Origin of the sequence: Baekduia sp. (genome assembly GCF_035685985.1) — a bacterium.
Lineage (GTDB): Bacteria > Actinomycetota > Thermoleophilia > Solirubrobacterales > Solirubrobacteraceae > Baekduia.
The window spans coordinates 78188-91035 of the sequence record NZ_DASRZV010000028.1; the positions used below are offsets into that span (position 1 = coordinate 78188).

17 protein-coding genes are annotated in these 12848 nt (G+C 73.7%); 13 read left to right on the forward strand and 4 right to left on the reverse strand.

Features of this window, described 5'->3' with window-relative positions; genetic code table 11:
* Positions 1 to 13 precede the first annotated feature (13 nt).
* Both VFG42_RS18025 and VFG42_RS18030 read right to left on the reverse strand, forming a co-directional pair.
* Positions 14 to 322 (reverse strand): AzlD domain-containing protein, encoded by a 309-nt coding sequence (locus VFG42_RS18025; RefSeq protein WP_324910161.1) that lies wholly within the window; start codon positions 320 to 322, stop codon positions 14 to 16.
* Positions 319 to 975 (reverse strand): AzlC family ABC transporter permease, encoded by a 657-nt coding sequence (locus VFG42_RS18030; RefSeq protein ID WP_324910162.1) that lies wholly within the window; start codon positions 973 to 975, stop codon positions 319 to 321. Before VFG42_RS18030 ends, VFG42_RS18025 begins: the two co-directional genes overlap by 4 nt.
* A gap of 17 nt (positions 976 to 992) precedes the next feature.
* Between VFG42_RS18030 and VFG42_RS18035 the strand changes: the two genes are divergently transcribed.
* Positions 993 to 1571, forward strand: coding sequence for a helix-turn-helix domain-containing protein (locus tag VFG42_RS18035; RefSeq protein WP_324910163.1), 579 nt, complete (start codon positions 993 to 995; stop codon positions 1569 to 1571).
* On the opposite strand, the gene VFG42_RS18040 is transcribed toward VFG42_RS18035, so the two are convergent.
* Positions 1544 to 2350: an oxygenase MpaB family protein gene (locus VFG42_RS18040; RefSeq protein WP_324910164.1), complete on the reverse strand. Its 807-nt coding sequence runs from the start codon at positions 2348 to 2350 to the stop codon at positions 1544 to 1546. The two genes, VFG42_RS18035 and VFG42_RS18040, sit on opposite strands and share 28 nt — an antisense overlap.
* Positions 2351 to 2389: 39 nt before the next feature.
* Here VFG42_RS18040 and VFG42_RS18045 point away from each other — a divergent pair, with 39 nt between their 5' ends.
* From VFG42_RS18045 to cobA, 12 genes are read left to right on the forward strand one after another with little or no spacing between them, the layout of a single operon-like run.
* Positions 2390 to 3136: a bifunctional precorrin-2 dehydrogenase/sirohydrochlorin ferrochelatase gene (locus VFG42_RS18045; RefSeq protein WP_324910165.1), complete on the forward strand. Its 747-nt coding sequence runs from the start codon at positions 2390 to 2392 to the stop codon at positions 3134 to 3136.
* Positions 3137 to 3189: 53 nt separating this feature from the next.
* Positions 3190 to 3441 carry a hypothetical protein gene (locus VFG42_RS18050; protein ID WP_324910166.1) on the forward strand — a complete coding sequence of 84 codons (252 nt, stop codon included), beginning with the start codon at positions 3190 to 3192 and terminating at the stop codon, positions 3439 to 3441.
* A gap of 10 nt (positions 3442 to 3451) precedes the next feature.
* Entirely contained in the window at positions 3452 to 3964 is a 513-nt protein-coding gene (locus VFG42_RS18055) for a Fic family protein (RefSeq protein WP_324910167.1), read from the forward strand.
* Positions 3965 to 3975: 11 nt separating this feature from the next.
* Positions 3976 to 4452, forward strand: coding sequence for a cyclic pyranopterin monophosphate synthase MoaC (moaC, locus tag VFG42_RS18060; protein ID WP_324910168.1), 477 nt, complete (start codon positions 3976 to 3978; stop codon positions 4450 to 4452).
* A gap of 19 nt (positions 4453 to 4471) precedes the next feature.
* Positions 4472 to 4957, forward strand: coding sequence for a MogA/MoaB family molybdenum cofactor biosynthesis protein (locus VFG42_RS18065; RefSeq protein ID WP_324910169.1), 486 nt, complete (start codon positions 4472 to 4474; stop codon positions 4955 to 4957).
* Positions 4938 to 5621: a heme ABC exporter ATP-binding protein CcmA gene (gene ccmA / locus VFG42_RS18070; protein WP_324910170.1), complete on the forward strand. Its 684-nt coding sequence runs from the start codon at positions 4938 to 4940 to the stop codon at positions 5619 to 5621. Before VFG42_RS18065 ends, ccmA begins: the two co-directional genes overlap by 20 nt.
* Positions 5621 to 6301, forward strand: coding sequence for a heme exporter protein CcmB (locus VFG42_RS18075; RefSeq protein WP_324910171.1), 681 nt, complete (start codon positions 5621 to 5623; stop codon positions 6299 to 6301). Before ccmA ends, VFG42_RS18075 begins: the two co-directional genes overlap by 1 nt.
* A 15-nt stretch (positions 6302 to 6316) precedes the next feature.
* The gene (locus VFG42_RS18080; RefSeq protein ID WP_324910172.1) at positions 6317 to 7045 is read left to right on the forward strand and encodes a cytochrome c biogenesis protein; all 729 of its coding nucleotides are present in this window, start codon (positions 6317 to 6319) and stop codon (positions 7043 to 7045) included.
* The gene (locus tag VFG42_RS18085; protein ID WP_324910173.1) at positions 7046 to 7261 is read left to right on the forward strand and encodes a hypothetical protein; all 216 of its coding nucleotides are present in this window, start codon (positions 7046 to 7048) and stop codon (positions 7259 to 7261) included. It begins immediately after the preceding gene.
* Positions 7258 to 8616 (forward strand): glutamyl-tRNA reductase, encoded by a 1359-nt coding sequence (gene hemA, locus VFG42_RS18090; RefSeq protein ID WP_324910174.1) that lies wholly within the window; start codon positions 7258 to 7260, stop codon positions 8614 to 8616. The genes VFG42_RS18085 and hemA overlap by 4 nt, the downstream gene beginning before the upstream one ends.
* Positions 8613 to 9491 carry a hydroxymethylbilane synthase gene (hemC, locus tag VFG42_RS18095; RefSeq protein ID WP_324910175.1) on the forward strand — a complete coding sequence of 293 codons (879 nt, stop codon included), beginning with the start codon at positions 8613 to 8615 and terminating at the stop codon, positions 9489 to 9491. The genes hemA and hemC overlap by 4 nt, the downstream gene beginning before the upstream one ends.
* Positions 9488 to 10999 carry a uroporphyrinogen-III C-methyltransferase gene (cobA, locus tag VFG42_RS18100; RefSeq protein ID WP_324910176.1) on the forward strand — a complete coding sequence of 504 codons (1512 nt, stop codon included), beginning with the start codon at positions 9488 to 9490 and terminating at the stop codon, positions 10997 to 10999. Before hemC ends, cobA begins: the two co-directional genes overlap by 4 nt.
* On the opposite strand, the gene VFG42_RS18105 is transcribed toward cobA, so the two are convergent.
* On the reverse strand, positions 10980 to 12818 hold the full coding sequence (locus tag VFG42_RS18105; RefSeq protein WP_324910177.1) for a methyl-accepting chemotaxis protein: 1839 nt from the start codon (positions 12816 to 12818) through the stop codon (positions 10980 to 10982). The two genes, cobA and VFG42_RS18105, sit on opposite strands and share 20 nt — an antisense overlap.
* Positions 12819 to 12848: the final 30 nt, after the last annotated feature.

A 12848-nucleotide genomic window follows, 5' to 3' on the forward strand; every position in this document is an offset into this window, starting at 1 on the left:
GCAGCGCGAGCGGTCAGGTCAGGGCGCGCAGGAGCGCCGCGGTGCCGGCCGCGACGACGATCACCACGAGCACGGGCGCGCGCAGCAGGATCGCGACCAGCGCCGCGCCGAGGCCGGCGGCGCGGGGATCGAGCACGACGTGGCGGCCGGTCGCGAACGTGTTGGTGACGATCAGCGCCGCCAGCACCGCCGGGGCCAGCAGCGCCATCGCGCCCGCCACGCGCGCCGGCAGCGCGCGGCCGCCGAGCAGCGCGGGCGCCAGGCCCTTGATGACCAGCGTCCCGGCCGAGGCGCCGAGCACGACGACCCAGGTCGTCGTCATCGCGTGCGCAGCCCCGCCAGGCAGACGGCCGAGGCCGCGACGATCGGGACGCCCGGGGGCACGAGCGGGACCATCGCCAGCGCGATCGCGCCACCGGCGATCGCGGCCACCAGCAGCCGCCGGTCCCGGATCTGGCCGGCCAGGAGCGCGAGGAACAGCGCCGGGAACGCGGCGTCCAGCCCGAACGTCTCGGGGTCGCCGAGCGCCGATCCGGCCGCGACGCCCGCGACCGAGCAGACCACCCACGCCGCGTAGATCGTCAGGCCCGCGCCGACCAGCAGCCGCGGGTCGTAGCGCCCGCCGCCGCGGTGGCTGACCGCCCACGCCTCGTCGACCGCGACCTGCCCCTGCGCGGCGCGGGCGGCGGCGCGGCCCGGCAGGTAGGGCGCGACCGACAGGCCGATCGGCAGGTAGCGCGCGTTGAGCAGCAGCGCGGCGGCGATCGCGGCCACCGCGGTCCCGCCGTCGGCGACGATCGAGACCGCCGCGAGCTGCGCCGACCCGGCGAAGGTCAGGATCGAGAAGACGACGACCGAGGCCGACGAGAACCCGGCCTGGCGCGCGAGCACGCCGTAGGTCAGCCCGAAGCCGCCGACGGCCACCGCCAGCGGCCAGGCGCGCCGGGCGCCCTCCGCGTACGTCGTTCGCTCCATTAGCATGCATGTTCGCTATGCCGAACGAAATCGTCAAGGTCGTGGGCGACAACCTCAAGCGCCTGCGCGCCGAGCGCACCCTGTCCCTGTCGGATCTGGCGCGCGCGTCCGGGGTCGCCAAGGCCACGCTCAGCGCGCTGGAGGGCGGGCGCGGGAACCCGACGCTGGAGACGCTCAGCGCGCTGGCCGCCGCGCTCCAGGTCCCGATGGGCGACCTCATCACCTCCGCCGACCCCGAGCCGGTCACCGTGGTGCGCGCCGACGAGGGCACCGACATCCCGGGGACGGCGAACGACCTGCGCCTGGTCGCGCGCTTCACGCCGGGCGGGACGGTCGAGGTCTACGAGGCGGTCTGGCCGAAGCGCTCGACGCGCAACGCCGGCGGCCACGGGCCGGGCACGCGCGAGCACGTCTTCGTCACGCGCGGCGGGCTGAAGGTCGGGCCGGTCGGGCGCGAGGTCGGCCTGGCCGGCGGCGACTACGCGACGTTCGCCGCCGACGACCCGCACCTCTACGAGGCCCGCGCCGGGACGCGCGCGCTGCTGCTGATGCAATGGGCGCCGGGCGCTCAGGCCGCGGCGACGCCGGGCACGTAGCGCAACGACCCGGGCAGCAGCGGGACGAGCACGCGCTTGGCGTACTCCGCGCCGCCGCGGACGGCCAGCGCGCGGGCCGGGTCCCACGAGAAGCCGTAGCCGCGACGGATCCCGCGCGGGAGCAGGCCCACCGTGATGAAGTTCGCCAGCTCGACCAGCGGGCGGGCCCTCAGCGGCACCGGCGGGCGCAGGACGACGTCGATGCCGACCGCCCGCGCGGTCGGCGTGACGTGCAGGTCGCCGGAGCGCAGCATGTCCTTCATGTAGGTCTGGAACTCCGCGTGCGACGCGGGCATGTCGGCGTCGCGCAGGCCGAACAGGCGGCCGACCACGCGGTAGTCGGCCCAGTAGGCGTCGCGCTCACGCGCGCTCAGCGACGTGACGTAGCGCTCGTAGACCAGCAGCGCGCTGTCGACCAGGCAGGCGACGATCCACAGCAGCAGCTCCGGGTCGTCGGCCGCCCATGGCGTCCCGGCGGCGAAGCGCCCGGCGTCGCGGGGCAGGACGCCGCGGGCGCGGGCGTGCATCGTGCGCACGCGCCGGGTGGCGCGGTCGGCCTCGTCCTTGGTCCGCCAGGCGATCGCGTCCATCACCTCCGCGGTCCGGCGCAGGCGCGTGTAGGGGTCGTCCAGCGCGCCGGTGGCCATGAAGAAGCCCTCGAACGCCACCGGGTGCGCGGCCATCATCAACAGCGCGCGCGGGCCGCTCAGCGCGACCACCTTCTCGCGGTGGACGCGCCGCAGCAGCGCGTCGTCGGTGAAGTACATCGCTTGCGGCATGTGCCCTACGACACGGTACGGGCGTCTACGCTGTGTGGGATGCCTGCTGCCGCTTATGAAGGGAAGGAGTGCGTCTGCCAGTTCAAGCGCGGGGTCTGCGACCAGACCTGCGTGCGGGACATGCTGGACACGCCCTTCTACATCGCCTGCCTGAAGCTGCGCGGGCGCAGGTGCCTGGTGATCGGGGGCGGCGAGCTGGGGCTGGAGAAGACCGAGGGCCTGCTGGCCTGCGACGGCGACGTCACGGTCATCTCGCCCGACGTCGGGCCCGAGCTGGAGGAGCTGGCGCGCGAGGGCTCGATCCGCTGGGAGCGGCGCGAGTACGCCGGCGCCGAGGACCTCGAGGGCGTCTTCATGGTGATCGCGTGCACCGACAGCACCGACACCAACATCCGGATCTACGACGACGCCGAGCGCCGCGCGATGTTGGTGAACATCGTCGACGTGCCGCCGCTGTGCAACTTCATCCTCCCGGCGATCGTCCGCACCGGCCCGCTGGCCATCGCGATCTCCACCGCCGGCGCCTCGCCCGCGCTGGCCAAGCGCATGAAGCGCGAGATCTCCGCGCAGTTCGGCGAGGACTACGCCCGCCTGGCGATCATGCTCAACGACGTCCGCGGCTGGGCCAAGGGCACGCTGCCCACCTACCAGGACCGCAAGGAGTTCTTCGAGTCGATCGTCAACGGCTCGCCGGACCCGATCCAGCTGATCCGCGACGGCGACGAGGCGCAGCTGCTCGACATCATCGCCCGCGCCAAGGACCAGTTCGCGCCGGCGACGGCGTAGCGCCCTCCACGCGCCACGACATTTCCGCGGCGCTCGGAACGCCGCCGCTCGACGTGGTCACGCTCCTGGCGCGGATCGAGCACGGGCGGGGTCGTGAGGGCCTCTACCGGACGCAATCGCCGCAGGTGCTCGCGCGCCTGGCCGCGAAGACGCGGGTCGACTCGATCACGGCCTCCAGCGCGATCGAGAACGTCTTCGTCGACGACGAGCGCGCGCTGAAGATCCTGCGCGATCCGGACGGTTCCGGGGCGTATCGCGAGACGAGCAGACGGGGCAGCCGTGCGTCGGTCAGCGCCTGCTCGTAGCGCGCCGCCAGTGGCCACCCTCGTGCTCGACTTCCTCGCGATCCACCCGTTCCGGGACGGCAACGGCCGGATCGCGCGGCTCCTGACGACCAACGAGCTGCTGCGCGGCGGTTGGGGCGTCGCCCGCCACGTGAGCCTGGAGCAGCGGATCTTCGAGACCAAGAACACCTACTACCTGGCGCTCCGCACCAGCCGGCGCGCGTGGCACGACGGCACGCACGACGTGTGGCCGTGGATCCGGTACCTGCTCACGGTGATCGCCGACGCCTACGACGACTTCGAGCGGAAGGTCGCGGCCGGCACGGAGCTGATCGGCACGACGAAGCACGAGCAGGCGCGCGACCACATCCTGTCCCAGGCGCCGCACGCGTTCCGGCTGGCGCAGATCTTCGATGCCCTGCCCGACATCTCCGACGCGACGATCCGCGACGCCGCGGACGCGCTGAGGGACGAGGGCGTGCTGACCGTCGGCCGGGGCCGCGGTGCGACCTGGCGCCGCGTGGACGGCGCGAAGGGCGTCTAGTGTCCACGGTGATGACCGACCGCCTCACGCACCTCGACGAGCAGGGCGATGCGCGGATGGTCGACGTCGGCGGCAAGCCGGTCACCGAGCGGCGGGCGGTCGCGCGGGCGGTCGTGCGGATGAGCCCGGAGACGGCGAAGGTCGTGCGGGCCGGCGACGCGCCGAAGGGCGACGTGCTGGGCACGGCGCGGCTGGCGGGCGTGATGGCGGCCAAGAAGACCGGCGACCTGATCCCGCTGTGCCATCCGATCGGCCTCGATCACGTCGACGTCGAGGCGGCCATCGACGAAGACCGCGGGATCGTCACGCTGACCGCCACCGCGAGCGTCACCGCGCGCACGGGCGTCGAGATGGAGGCGATGACCGCGGCGTCGGTCGCGGCGCTCACGGTCTACGACATGGTCAAGGGCGTCGAGCGCGGCGTCGCCATCGAGGAGGTCGTCCTGCTCGAGAAGACCGGCGGCCGCGGCGGCGCCTGGCGGCGCTGACCCCTAAGCTCGAACGCGCATGCGCACCTGCGTATTGACCGTCTCGACCTCCGTCTCACGCCGTCTCAGCGAGGACGAGTCGGGCCCGCTGCTCGCCCATCTCGCCGAGGAGGCGGGCGCGGACGTCGAGGCGATGGAGGTCGTCCCCGACGACTACGGCCTCGTCGAGGACCGGCTGCACCACTACGTCGACGACGACTTCGCGCTGATCCTGACCACCGGCGGCACGGGCTTCACGCCCGACGACATCACGCCCGAGGCCACGCGCGCGGTGGTCGAGCGCGACGCGCCCGGGATCGCCGAGGCGATGCGCGCCGAGTCGCTGAAGCACACGCCGCACGGCATGCTCTCGCGCGCGGTCAGCGGCATCGCGCACCGCACGATCATCATCAACTTCCCGGGCAGTCCGAAGGCCGTCGCGCAGCTCTTCCCGGTCGTGGCACCGGTGCTCGCGCACGCCGTGCGTACGTTGCAGCGCCAGCAGGGTGACGGACCCAGCCATTGAGCTCGACGGCCTGACGCGGCGCCACGGCGAGCGCGAGGCGCTCTCCGGCGTCTCGTTCGCGCTCGACCCCGGCGCGTCGCTCGTCGTCTTCGGCCCCAACGGCGCCGGCAAGACCACGCTGCTGCGCGTCCTGGCCACGCTGCTGCGCCCCCACGGCGGCCGCGCGAAGGTCCTCGGCAAGGCGCTGCCCGACGAGGGCTGGGCGGTGCGCGGCCGCGTCGGCTTCCTCGGGCACGCCTCGCTGCTCTACCGCGACCTCACCGCGCGCGAGAACCTGCGCTTCCACGCGCGCCTGCACGGCGTCGAGCGCGACCGCGTCGAGGACGTCCTGGACCAGGTCGGCCTCAGGAGCCGCGCCGACGACCCCGTGCACACCTACTCGCGCGGGATGGTCCAGCGCGCCGCGGTCGCGCGCGCGGTCCTGCACGACCCCGAGCTGCTGCTGCTCGACGAGCCGACCGCGAACCTCGACCCGCACGCCGTCGAGGTCGTCGAGCCGCTGATCGGCGCCGCCTCCGGGCGCACGCGCGTGATCACCAGCCACGATCCGGTCGGCGGGCTGAAGGACGCCGACCTCGCGCTCGGCCTGCGCGGCGGGAAGGCCGAGCTGCTGGCGCCGACCACCGCGGTCACGGCGGCCATGATCGGGGAGCTGTACCGCTGATGTGGCCCGCCGTCTCGGCCCTGCTGCGCAAGGAGCTGCGCCTGGAGCTGCGCACGTTCCAGGTCATCCCCGCGATGGCGCTGTTCTCGATCTCGACGCTGATCGTCTTCCACTTCAGCCTCCAGCAGAACACCGTCGAGGGCCCGCTGGCCGCGGGCGTGCTGACCGTGACGCTGCTGTTCAGCGCGATCCTCGGGATCAACCGCCTGTTCGTCGCCGACCACGAGGAGGACGGCTTCGACGGCTTCCTGCTGGCGCCCGTGGACCGCACCGCGCTGCTGGTCGCCAAGGCGATCGCGCTGTTCGGCTTCCTGGTGGTGCTGGAGGTCGTCGCGGTCCCCGCGTTCGACCTGATGCTGCTGGACCCGAACCTCGCCAACGGCCCGGCGCTCGGCCAGACGGCCCTGACGCTGCTGCTCGCCGACCTCGCGCTGGCGATCGTCGGCACGCTGGTCGGCGCGCTGGCGATCCAGACCCGCGCGCGCGACCTGATCGTCCCGCTGATCGCGCTCCCGCTGCTGCTGCCGGTCGTCATCGGGACCGCCAAGCTCCTCGCGCCGACCTTCGCCGTGGCGGGCGCGCAGGCGTTACCCGGACGCTGGCTGGCGATCCTCGCGCTCTATGATCTGATCTTCGGGCTTCTCTCCTACGCCGTCTTCGACTTCCTGATCGAAGACTGAGGCCCGCCGAAAGAGATGTCCGGTACCCGCCTTCGCACGCTGTCCGTCCTCACGGTGATCACCCTGATCGGCGGGTTCGCGCTGGCGGCGTTCTACGCCCCGATGGACGCCGACCAGGGCTTCATCCAGAAGATCTTCTACCTGCACGTGCCGATGGCGATCGTCGCGCTCGTCGGGTTCGTCCTGGGCGGGATCTTCGCCATCGCGCAGCTGCGCACCGGCGACTCCAAGTGGGACCTGCGCTCCTACGTCGCGATCCACATCTCGGTCATCCTCGGCGTCGGCGTGCTGCTGACCGGGGCGATCTGGGCCAAGGCGTCGTGGGGCCACTGGTGGGTCTGGGACGAGCCGACGCTCGTCTCGTTCCTGATCGTCTTCCTGCTCTACGCGACCTACACGCCGCTGCGCTTCAGCATCGAGGACCGCGAGAAGCAGGCGCGCTACGCCTCGGTCTTCGCGATCACCGCCGGCGCGTTCGTGCCCCTGAACTTCGCCGCCGTGCGTGCCGCCACGGCGACCGTCCACCCGCGCACCTTCGACCGCGCCGGCAACCTGCCGGGCCACATGGCCACCGCGTTCCTGGTGTGCATCGTCGGCATGGCGTTCCTCTACTGGTTCCTGTTCGAGTACGAGATCGCCCACAAGACCACCGTCGCCCGCCTCCGCTCGCTCAAGCGCAAGCTGGCCGACGACGACGGCGCCCGTGCCCGCCGCTCCGCGGCCCCTGAACTGCAGGTTCCCTAGATGCTCGCCTCGACCACCCTCCCCGACAACGCCGGCTACGTCGCGGCCGCCTACCTCGTGTTCCTGGCGATCGTGCTGATCTACGTCGGGATCATGGCCTACAAGCTGATCAACATCCAGCGCGAGGTCGTCGAGATCGACGAGCTGGCCGACCGCGCGGCGGCGGCGGCGCCGGCGGCGGCGGGCCAACGGGATCGCGAGGAGACGCCGGCGTGAGCGGCAGCGGCGAGCTTCTCTGCCTCGGCATCTCGCACAAGACCGCGCCGGTCGCCGTCCGCGAGCGCCTCGCCCTGACCGTCAAGGAGCAGCAGCAGCTCTGCCGGGACCTCGTCGCCACCGAGGCGGTCCGCGAGGCCGTCGCGATCTCGACCTGCAACCGCACCGAGATCTACCTGGTCGGCGACCCGGTCGCCGCCGAGACCGAGCTGCTCGGCCGCCTGGCCCAGCGCGCCGGAACGCGCCCGACCGAGCTGGCCGACGCGCTCTACGCGCCGCGCAACTGCGACGCCGCGCGCCAGCTCTACCGCGTCGTCTCCGGCCTGGAGTCGATGATCGTCGGCGAGGCCGAGATCCAGGGCCAGGCCAAGCGCGCCTACGAGGCCGCGCTGGAGGCCGGGACGACCGGCCCGCTGACCAACCGCCTCTTCACCGCCGCGCTGCAGACCGGCAAGCGCGTGCGCAGCGAGACCGCGATCGGCGAGGGCCGCGCGAGCGTCTCGTCCGTCGCCGTCAAGCTCGCGACCGACATCATGGGCCCCGACCTGGCCCGGCGCGACGTCGTGATCATCGGCGCCGGCGAGACCTCCGAGCTGACCGCCCAGGCGCTGGCCGACGAGGGCGTGCGCACGATCTTCGTCGCCAACCGCCACGCCGACCGCGCCCGCTCGATCGCCGAGCGCTTCGGCGGCTCGGTCTCCTCGCTGCACGACCTGCCCCAGCGCCTGGTGGAGGCCGACATCGTCGTCTCCTCCACCGCCTCGCCGCACCCGATCATCGGCGTCGACGAGCTGGCGGTCGTGATGCGCGAGCGCGACGGCGCGCCGCTGCTGCTGGTCGACATCGCCGTGCCGCGCGACGTCGACCCGGCCTGCGCGGAGCTCGACGGCGTCACGCTGTACGACATCGACGACCTGCAGAACGTCGTCGACCGCACGCGCGAGGTCCGCGAGGCCGAGCGCGTCCAGGCCGAGGGCGTCGTGGAGGACGAGATCCAGCGCTTCGCCCGCTGGATGGGCCAGCTCGACGTCATGCCGACGATCGCCGCCCTGCGCGAGCACGGCGACGGGATCGTCGAGCAGGTGCTGGCCGAGAACGCCGGCCGCTGGGAGTCCGCCTCCCCGCGCGACCGCGCCCGCATCGAGGCGCTCGCCAAGTCGGTCATGCAGCGGCTGCTGCACGAGCCGACGATCCGGTTGAAGTCCGTCGAGCGCGACGGCGGCCACGGCCGCGTCCAGTTCGCGCGCGAGCTGTTCGGGCTGGCCGAGGGCGTGCCGGAGGTGCCGCGGGCCGCCGACGATGCGTCCGCGGCAGATGTGCGTCCCCTGCGCCGTCGCGGCGCGTCCTCTCGGTGAGGCTCGGGACCCGCGGCAGCGCGCTGGCGCTCGTGCAGGCGCGCGCGGTCCGCGACGCGCTGGGCGGCGAGGCCGCGGCCGAGATCGTCGAGATCACCACGTCGGGAGACCGCGGAATTCGGACCCACCCACCCGACAAGGCGCGCTGGATCGACACGATCGAGGACGCGCTGGAGCGTGGCGAGATCGACCTGGCGGTGCACTCGGCCAAGGACGTCCCGGCCGCGTCGCTGCTGCGCGACGGCATGAAGCTGGCCGCCGTGCTGGGCCGCGAGGACGCGCGCGACGCGCTGATCGGCGCGGGCTCGCTGGACGAGCTGCCCGAGGGCGCGCGCGTCGGCACGGCGTCGCTGCGCCGCCGCGCGCAGCTGCTGGCCGTCCGCGGCGATCTCGAGGTGGTGGTCTTGCGCGGCAACGTCGACACGCGCCTGCGCAAGCTGCGCGAGGGCGCGTGCGACGCCTTGATCCTGGCCGCCGCCGGGCTGCGACGCCTCGGCCGCGAGGAGGAGATCGGCGCGCTGCTGGACGCGAGCGTCTTCGTCCCCGCGCCCGGGCAGGGCGCGCTGGCCGTCGAGGGGCGCGCGATCCCGTCGGGGATCGTGGACGCCGACACCGACGCCGCGCTGCGCGCCGAGCGGTTCGTGGTCGAGGCGTTGGAGGCGACGTGCGACACGCCGGTCGGCGTCCATCACGACGGCCTCGCCCTGCACGCGTTCGTCGGGATGCCGGACGGCTCGGCCTGGCTGCGCGACAGCGTGACCGTCAGCGGACCGGGCGACGAGGCCGCGCGGCTGATCGTCGAGCGGCTGGTCTCGATGGGCGCGCGCGACCTGCTCGCCCGCGCGGCCGAGCAGGCCGGGGAGCCCTCTTCATGAGCGTGAACGCCACCACCGGCCGGGTGATCCTCGTGGGCGCGGGCCCGGGCGACCCGGGCCTGATGACCGTCCGCGCGCTGGAGGCCATCGCGGCCGCCGACGTCATCCTGTACGACAAGCTCATCCCGGCCACCGCGCTGGACGGCGCGCGCGCGGACGCGCTCAAGCTCGACGTCGGCAAGGTCGGCGGCGGCGAGCAGGTGCCCCAGGAGGAGACGCAGCGCCTGCTGACCCGCCACGCGCAGGAGGGCAAGCTGGTCGTCCGCGTCAAGGGCGGCGACCCGTTCGTCTTCGGGCGCGGCGGCGAGGAGGCCCAGGTCTGCCGCGAGCACGGCATCCCCTTCGAGGTCGTCCCCGGCGTCACCGCGGGCATCGCCGGCCCCGCCTACGCGGGCATCCCGGTCACGCAGCGCGGGATGTCGGCGGCGGTCGCGTTCGTCACCGGGCACGAGGACCCGAGCAAGCCGGACACGCAGATCGACTGGCCCGCGCTCGCGGCCTTCCCGGGCACGTTGGTGTTCTACATGGGCGTCCGCGCGCTGCCGCGGATCGCGGAGCAGCTCGTCGCCGGCGACCGCTCGCCCGACGAGCCGGTCGCGATCGTCGAGCGCGGCACGCTGCCCGACCAGCGCTCGGTCTCCGGCACGCTGGCCACGATCGCCGAGCTGGCGGCGGCCGCCGAGGTCAAGCCGCCGTCGGTGACGATCGTCGGCCCGGTCGCCGCGCTGGGCGAGGACCTCGCCTGGCTGGGCCGCGGCCCGCTGGGGAACGTCAGCGTCACCGTCACGCGCCCGCGCGCGCAGGCCTCCGGGCTGGCGCGTTCGCTGCGCGACCTCGGCGCGCGCGTCGTCGAGGCCGCCGTGATCGTCCCGCAGGCGCTGGCCTTCGCGGTCCCGGACCTCGGCGAGGTCGACCTCCTGGTCTTCTCGTCGCCCAACGGCGCGCACCGCTTCTTCGCCGAGCTGAAGGCCACCCACCGCGACGCCCGCGCGCTGCACGGGATCGCGGTCGCGGTGATCGGGCCGGGCACCGCCGACGCGGTCCGCGCCCACGGCGTCGAGCCGGACTTCATCCCCAAGAAGGCGGTCGGCGAGTCGCTGGCCGAGCTGGTCGCGGGCTTCGAGGTCGAGCACGCGCTGGTCGTCCGCGCCCGCGGCGGCCGCGACGTGATCCGCGCCACGCTGACCGACCGCGGCACCGACGTGACGGTGATCGAGCCCTACGTGACGGTCGCCGAGCAGCTCGACCCGCGCACGCGCGACCGCGCGCTGAGCGCCGACTGGGCGACGTTCACCAGCGCGTCCTCGGCCCGCTTCTTCTGCGCCGCGGCGGGCGGCGCGGCGGCCGTTCGCGAGAGCGGCATCAAGCTCGCCTCGATCGGCCCGATCACGACCGAGGCCCTGCGCGAGCAGGGCCTCGAGCCGGACGTCGAGGCCACCGAGCACACGCCCGCCGGCCTCGTGGACGCCCTCGTGGCGGCCGCGGCGGCTACGCCTCCGGCAGCGTGAACTCGCCGACCAGGCGGGTCAGCTCGCTCGCCGTGTCGGCCAGCGTGCCCGCCGAGCCCACGATCGCCTGAGCGGCGTGGGAGGTCTCGGTCGTCGAGGCCGACACCTGCTGCGTGGCGGCGGAGGTCTGCTCGGAGACCGCGGCGACCTCGCCGATCTCGGCGTCCATCCGCGCCGAGGTCTCCGACAGCTGCTCGACGGCGGTCGCGATCTCGTTGACGCGCGCGCCCATCTCCTCGACCTGGCCGTTGATGCGCTCGAACGCGTCGCGCGCCTGCTGGACCGTCCGGGTGCCCTCGTCGGTGCGGGCGCCGCCCGCCTCGACGACCTCGACGGCGCGGCCGGTCTCGGACTGGATCTGGCCGATCAGCTCGGCGATCGACGCGGCGGCCGACTGCGACTCCTCGGCCAGCTTGCGGACCTCTTCGGCCACGACGGCGAAGCCGCGACCCTGCTCGCCGGCGCGGGCCGCCTCGATGGCGGCGTTCAAGGCCAACAGGTTGGTCTGCTCGGCGATGCCGGTGATCGCGACGACGATCCCGCCGATCCGCTCGGACTTGGCGCCCAGCTCGCGGATCGCGCCCGTGGCCTGCGCGGAGGCCTCGCGGACGGCGACCATGGCGTCGGTGGCCTGGGCCACGGCGGCGGCGCCCTCGGAGGCGACCGCGCGGGCGGCGTCGGCGGCCTGCGTCGTCTGGCCGGCCGTGATCGCCGACGAGCGGGCGACCTCGACCATCTCGCCGGTCATGCGCCGGGCGCCGTCGACGGCCTGGACCTGGCGCTCGGCGCCGGAGGCGACGTCGTCGACCGCCGAGGCGATCTCCGAGACGGCGCGGCCGGCGTCCTTGGACGAGCCCGCGAGGTGCTCGGAGGCGTCGCTCAGCGTCCGGGCCGACGCCGAGACGCGGCCGATCATCCCGGTCAGCGCGGCGCGCGAGTCGTTGTAGGAGTTGACCGAGGCGACCGTGTTCTCGCGCAGGGCCTCGGCGACGCGGGCGAGGTCGCCGATCTCGTCGGTGCCGAGGTCGTGCAGCGCCGGCGTCGACGGCTGGACGTCCTGGGTCAGGTCGCCCTGGGCGAAGCGGTTGAGGCCCTCGCGCAGCTCGGTGGCGCAGCGGTCGCGCAGCATCGCGAGGCGCTCGACGACGATCCCGATGCGCTTGGCCATGCGGTTGGCGACCAGGAACGAGATCAGGACGCCGGCCAGGACCGCGATCAACAGCGTGACGAGGATGGCGGCGCGACCCGACGCGTAGGTGTCGTCGATGTGGTTCTCGGAGTCCTGGGCGAACTTGTCGGAGGCCTGCGTGAACCGCCCGGCGACCAGCTCGAGCCGGTGCGCGGCGAGCGGGATCTTGGCGATGACCTTGGCCTGCTCGGCCGGCGGCAGCTTCGTGGTCTCCTTGGACCCGGCGGCCGCCAGCGCGGCGTTGTAGTCCTTGACCGCGGCCTTGACCTGGGCGACCGTCTTGCGCTCGGAGGCGGGCGCGCCGTCGAGCAGCTTGACCGCGCCGGCCAGCGCCTTCTGGTCGGCGGCGGTGGCGGCCAGGAGCGTCTTGAACTCCTTGGTCTTGGCGGCCTCCACGGGACCGACCTCGGCGACCACGCGCCGATAGGTCATGTGCTGGAGCTGGAGGTCCTTGGCCAGCGCCATGACGTAGATCGAGTTGACCGTCGGCGTGTAGGCCTCGTCGTGCAGCGCCTTGCCCGACGTCTTGACGTCGCCGAGGTGCCCGATCGCGACGAGCGAGCCGATCGCGCACAGCGCGATGACGGTCAGCGAGCTGAGGATCAGCTTGCCGCGGATGGAGAGCTTCATGGCCCGAGAGGTCGGCCGCGCGTCCGGCGG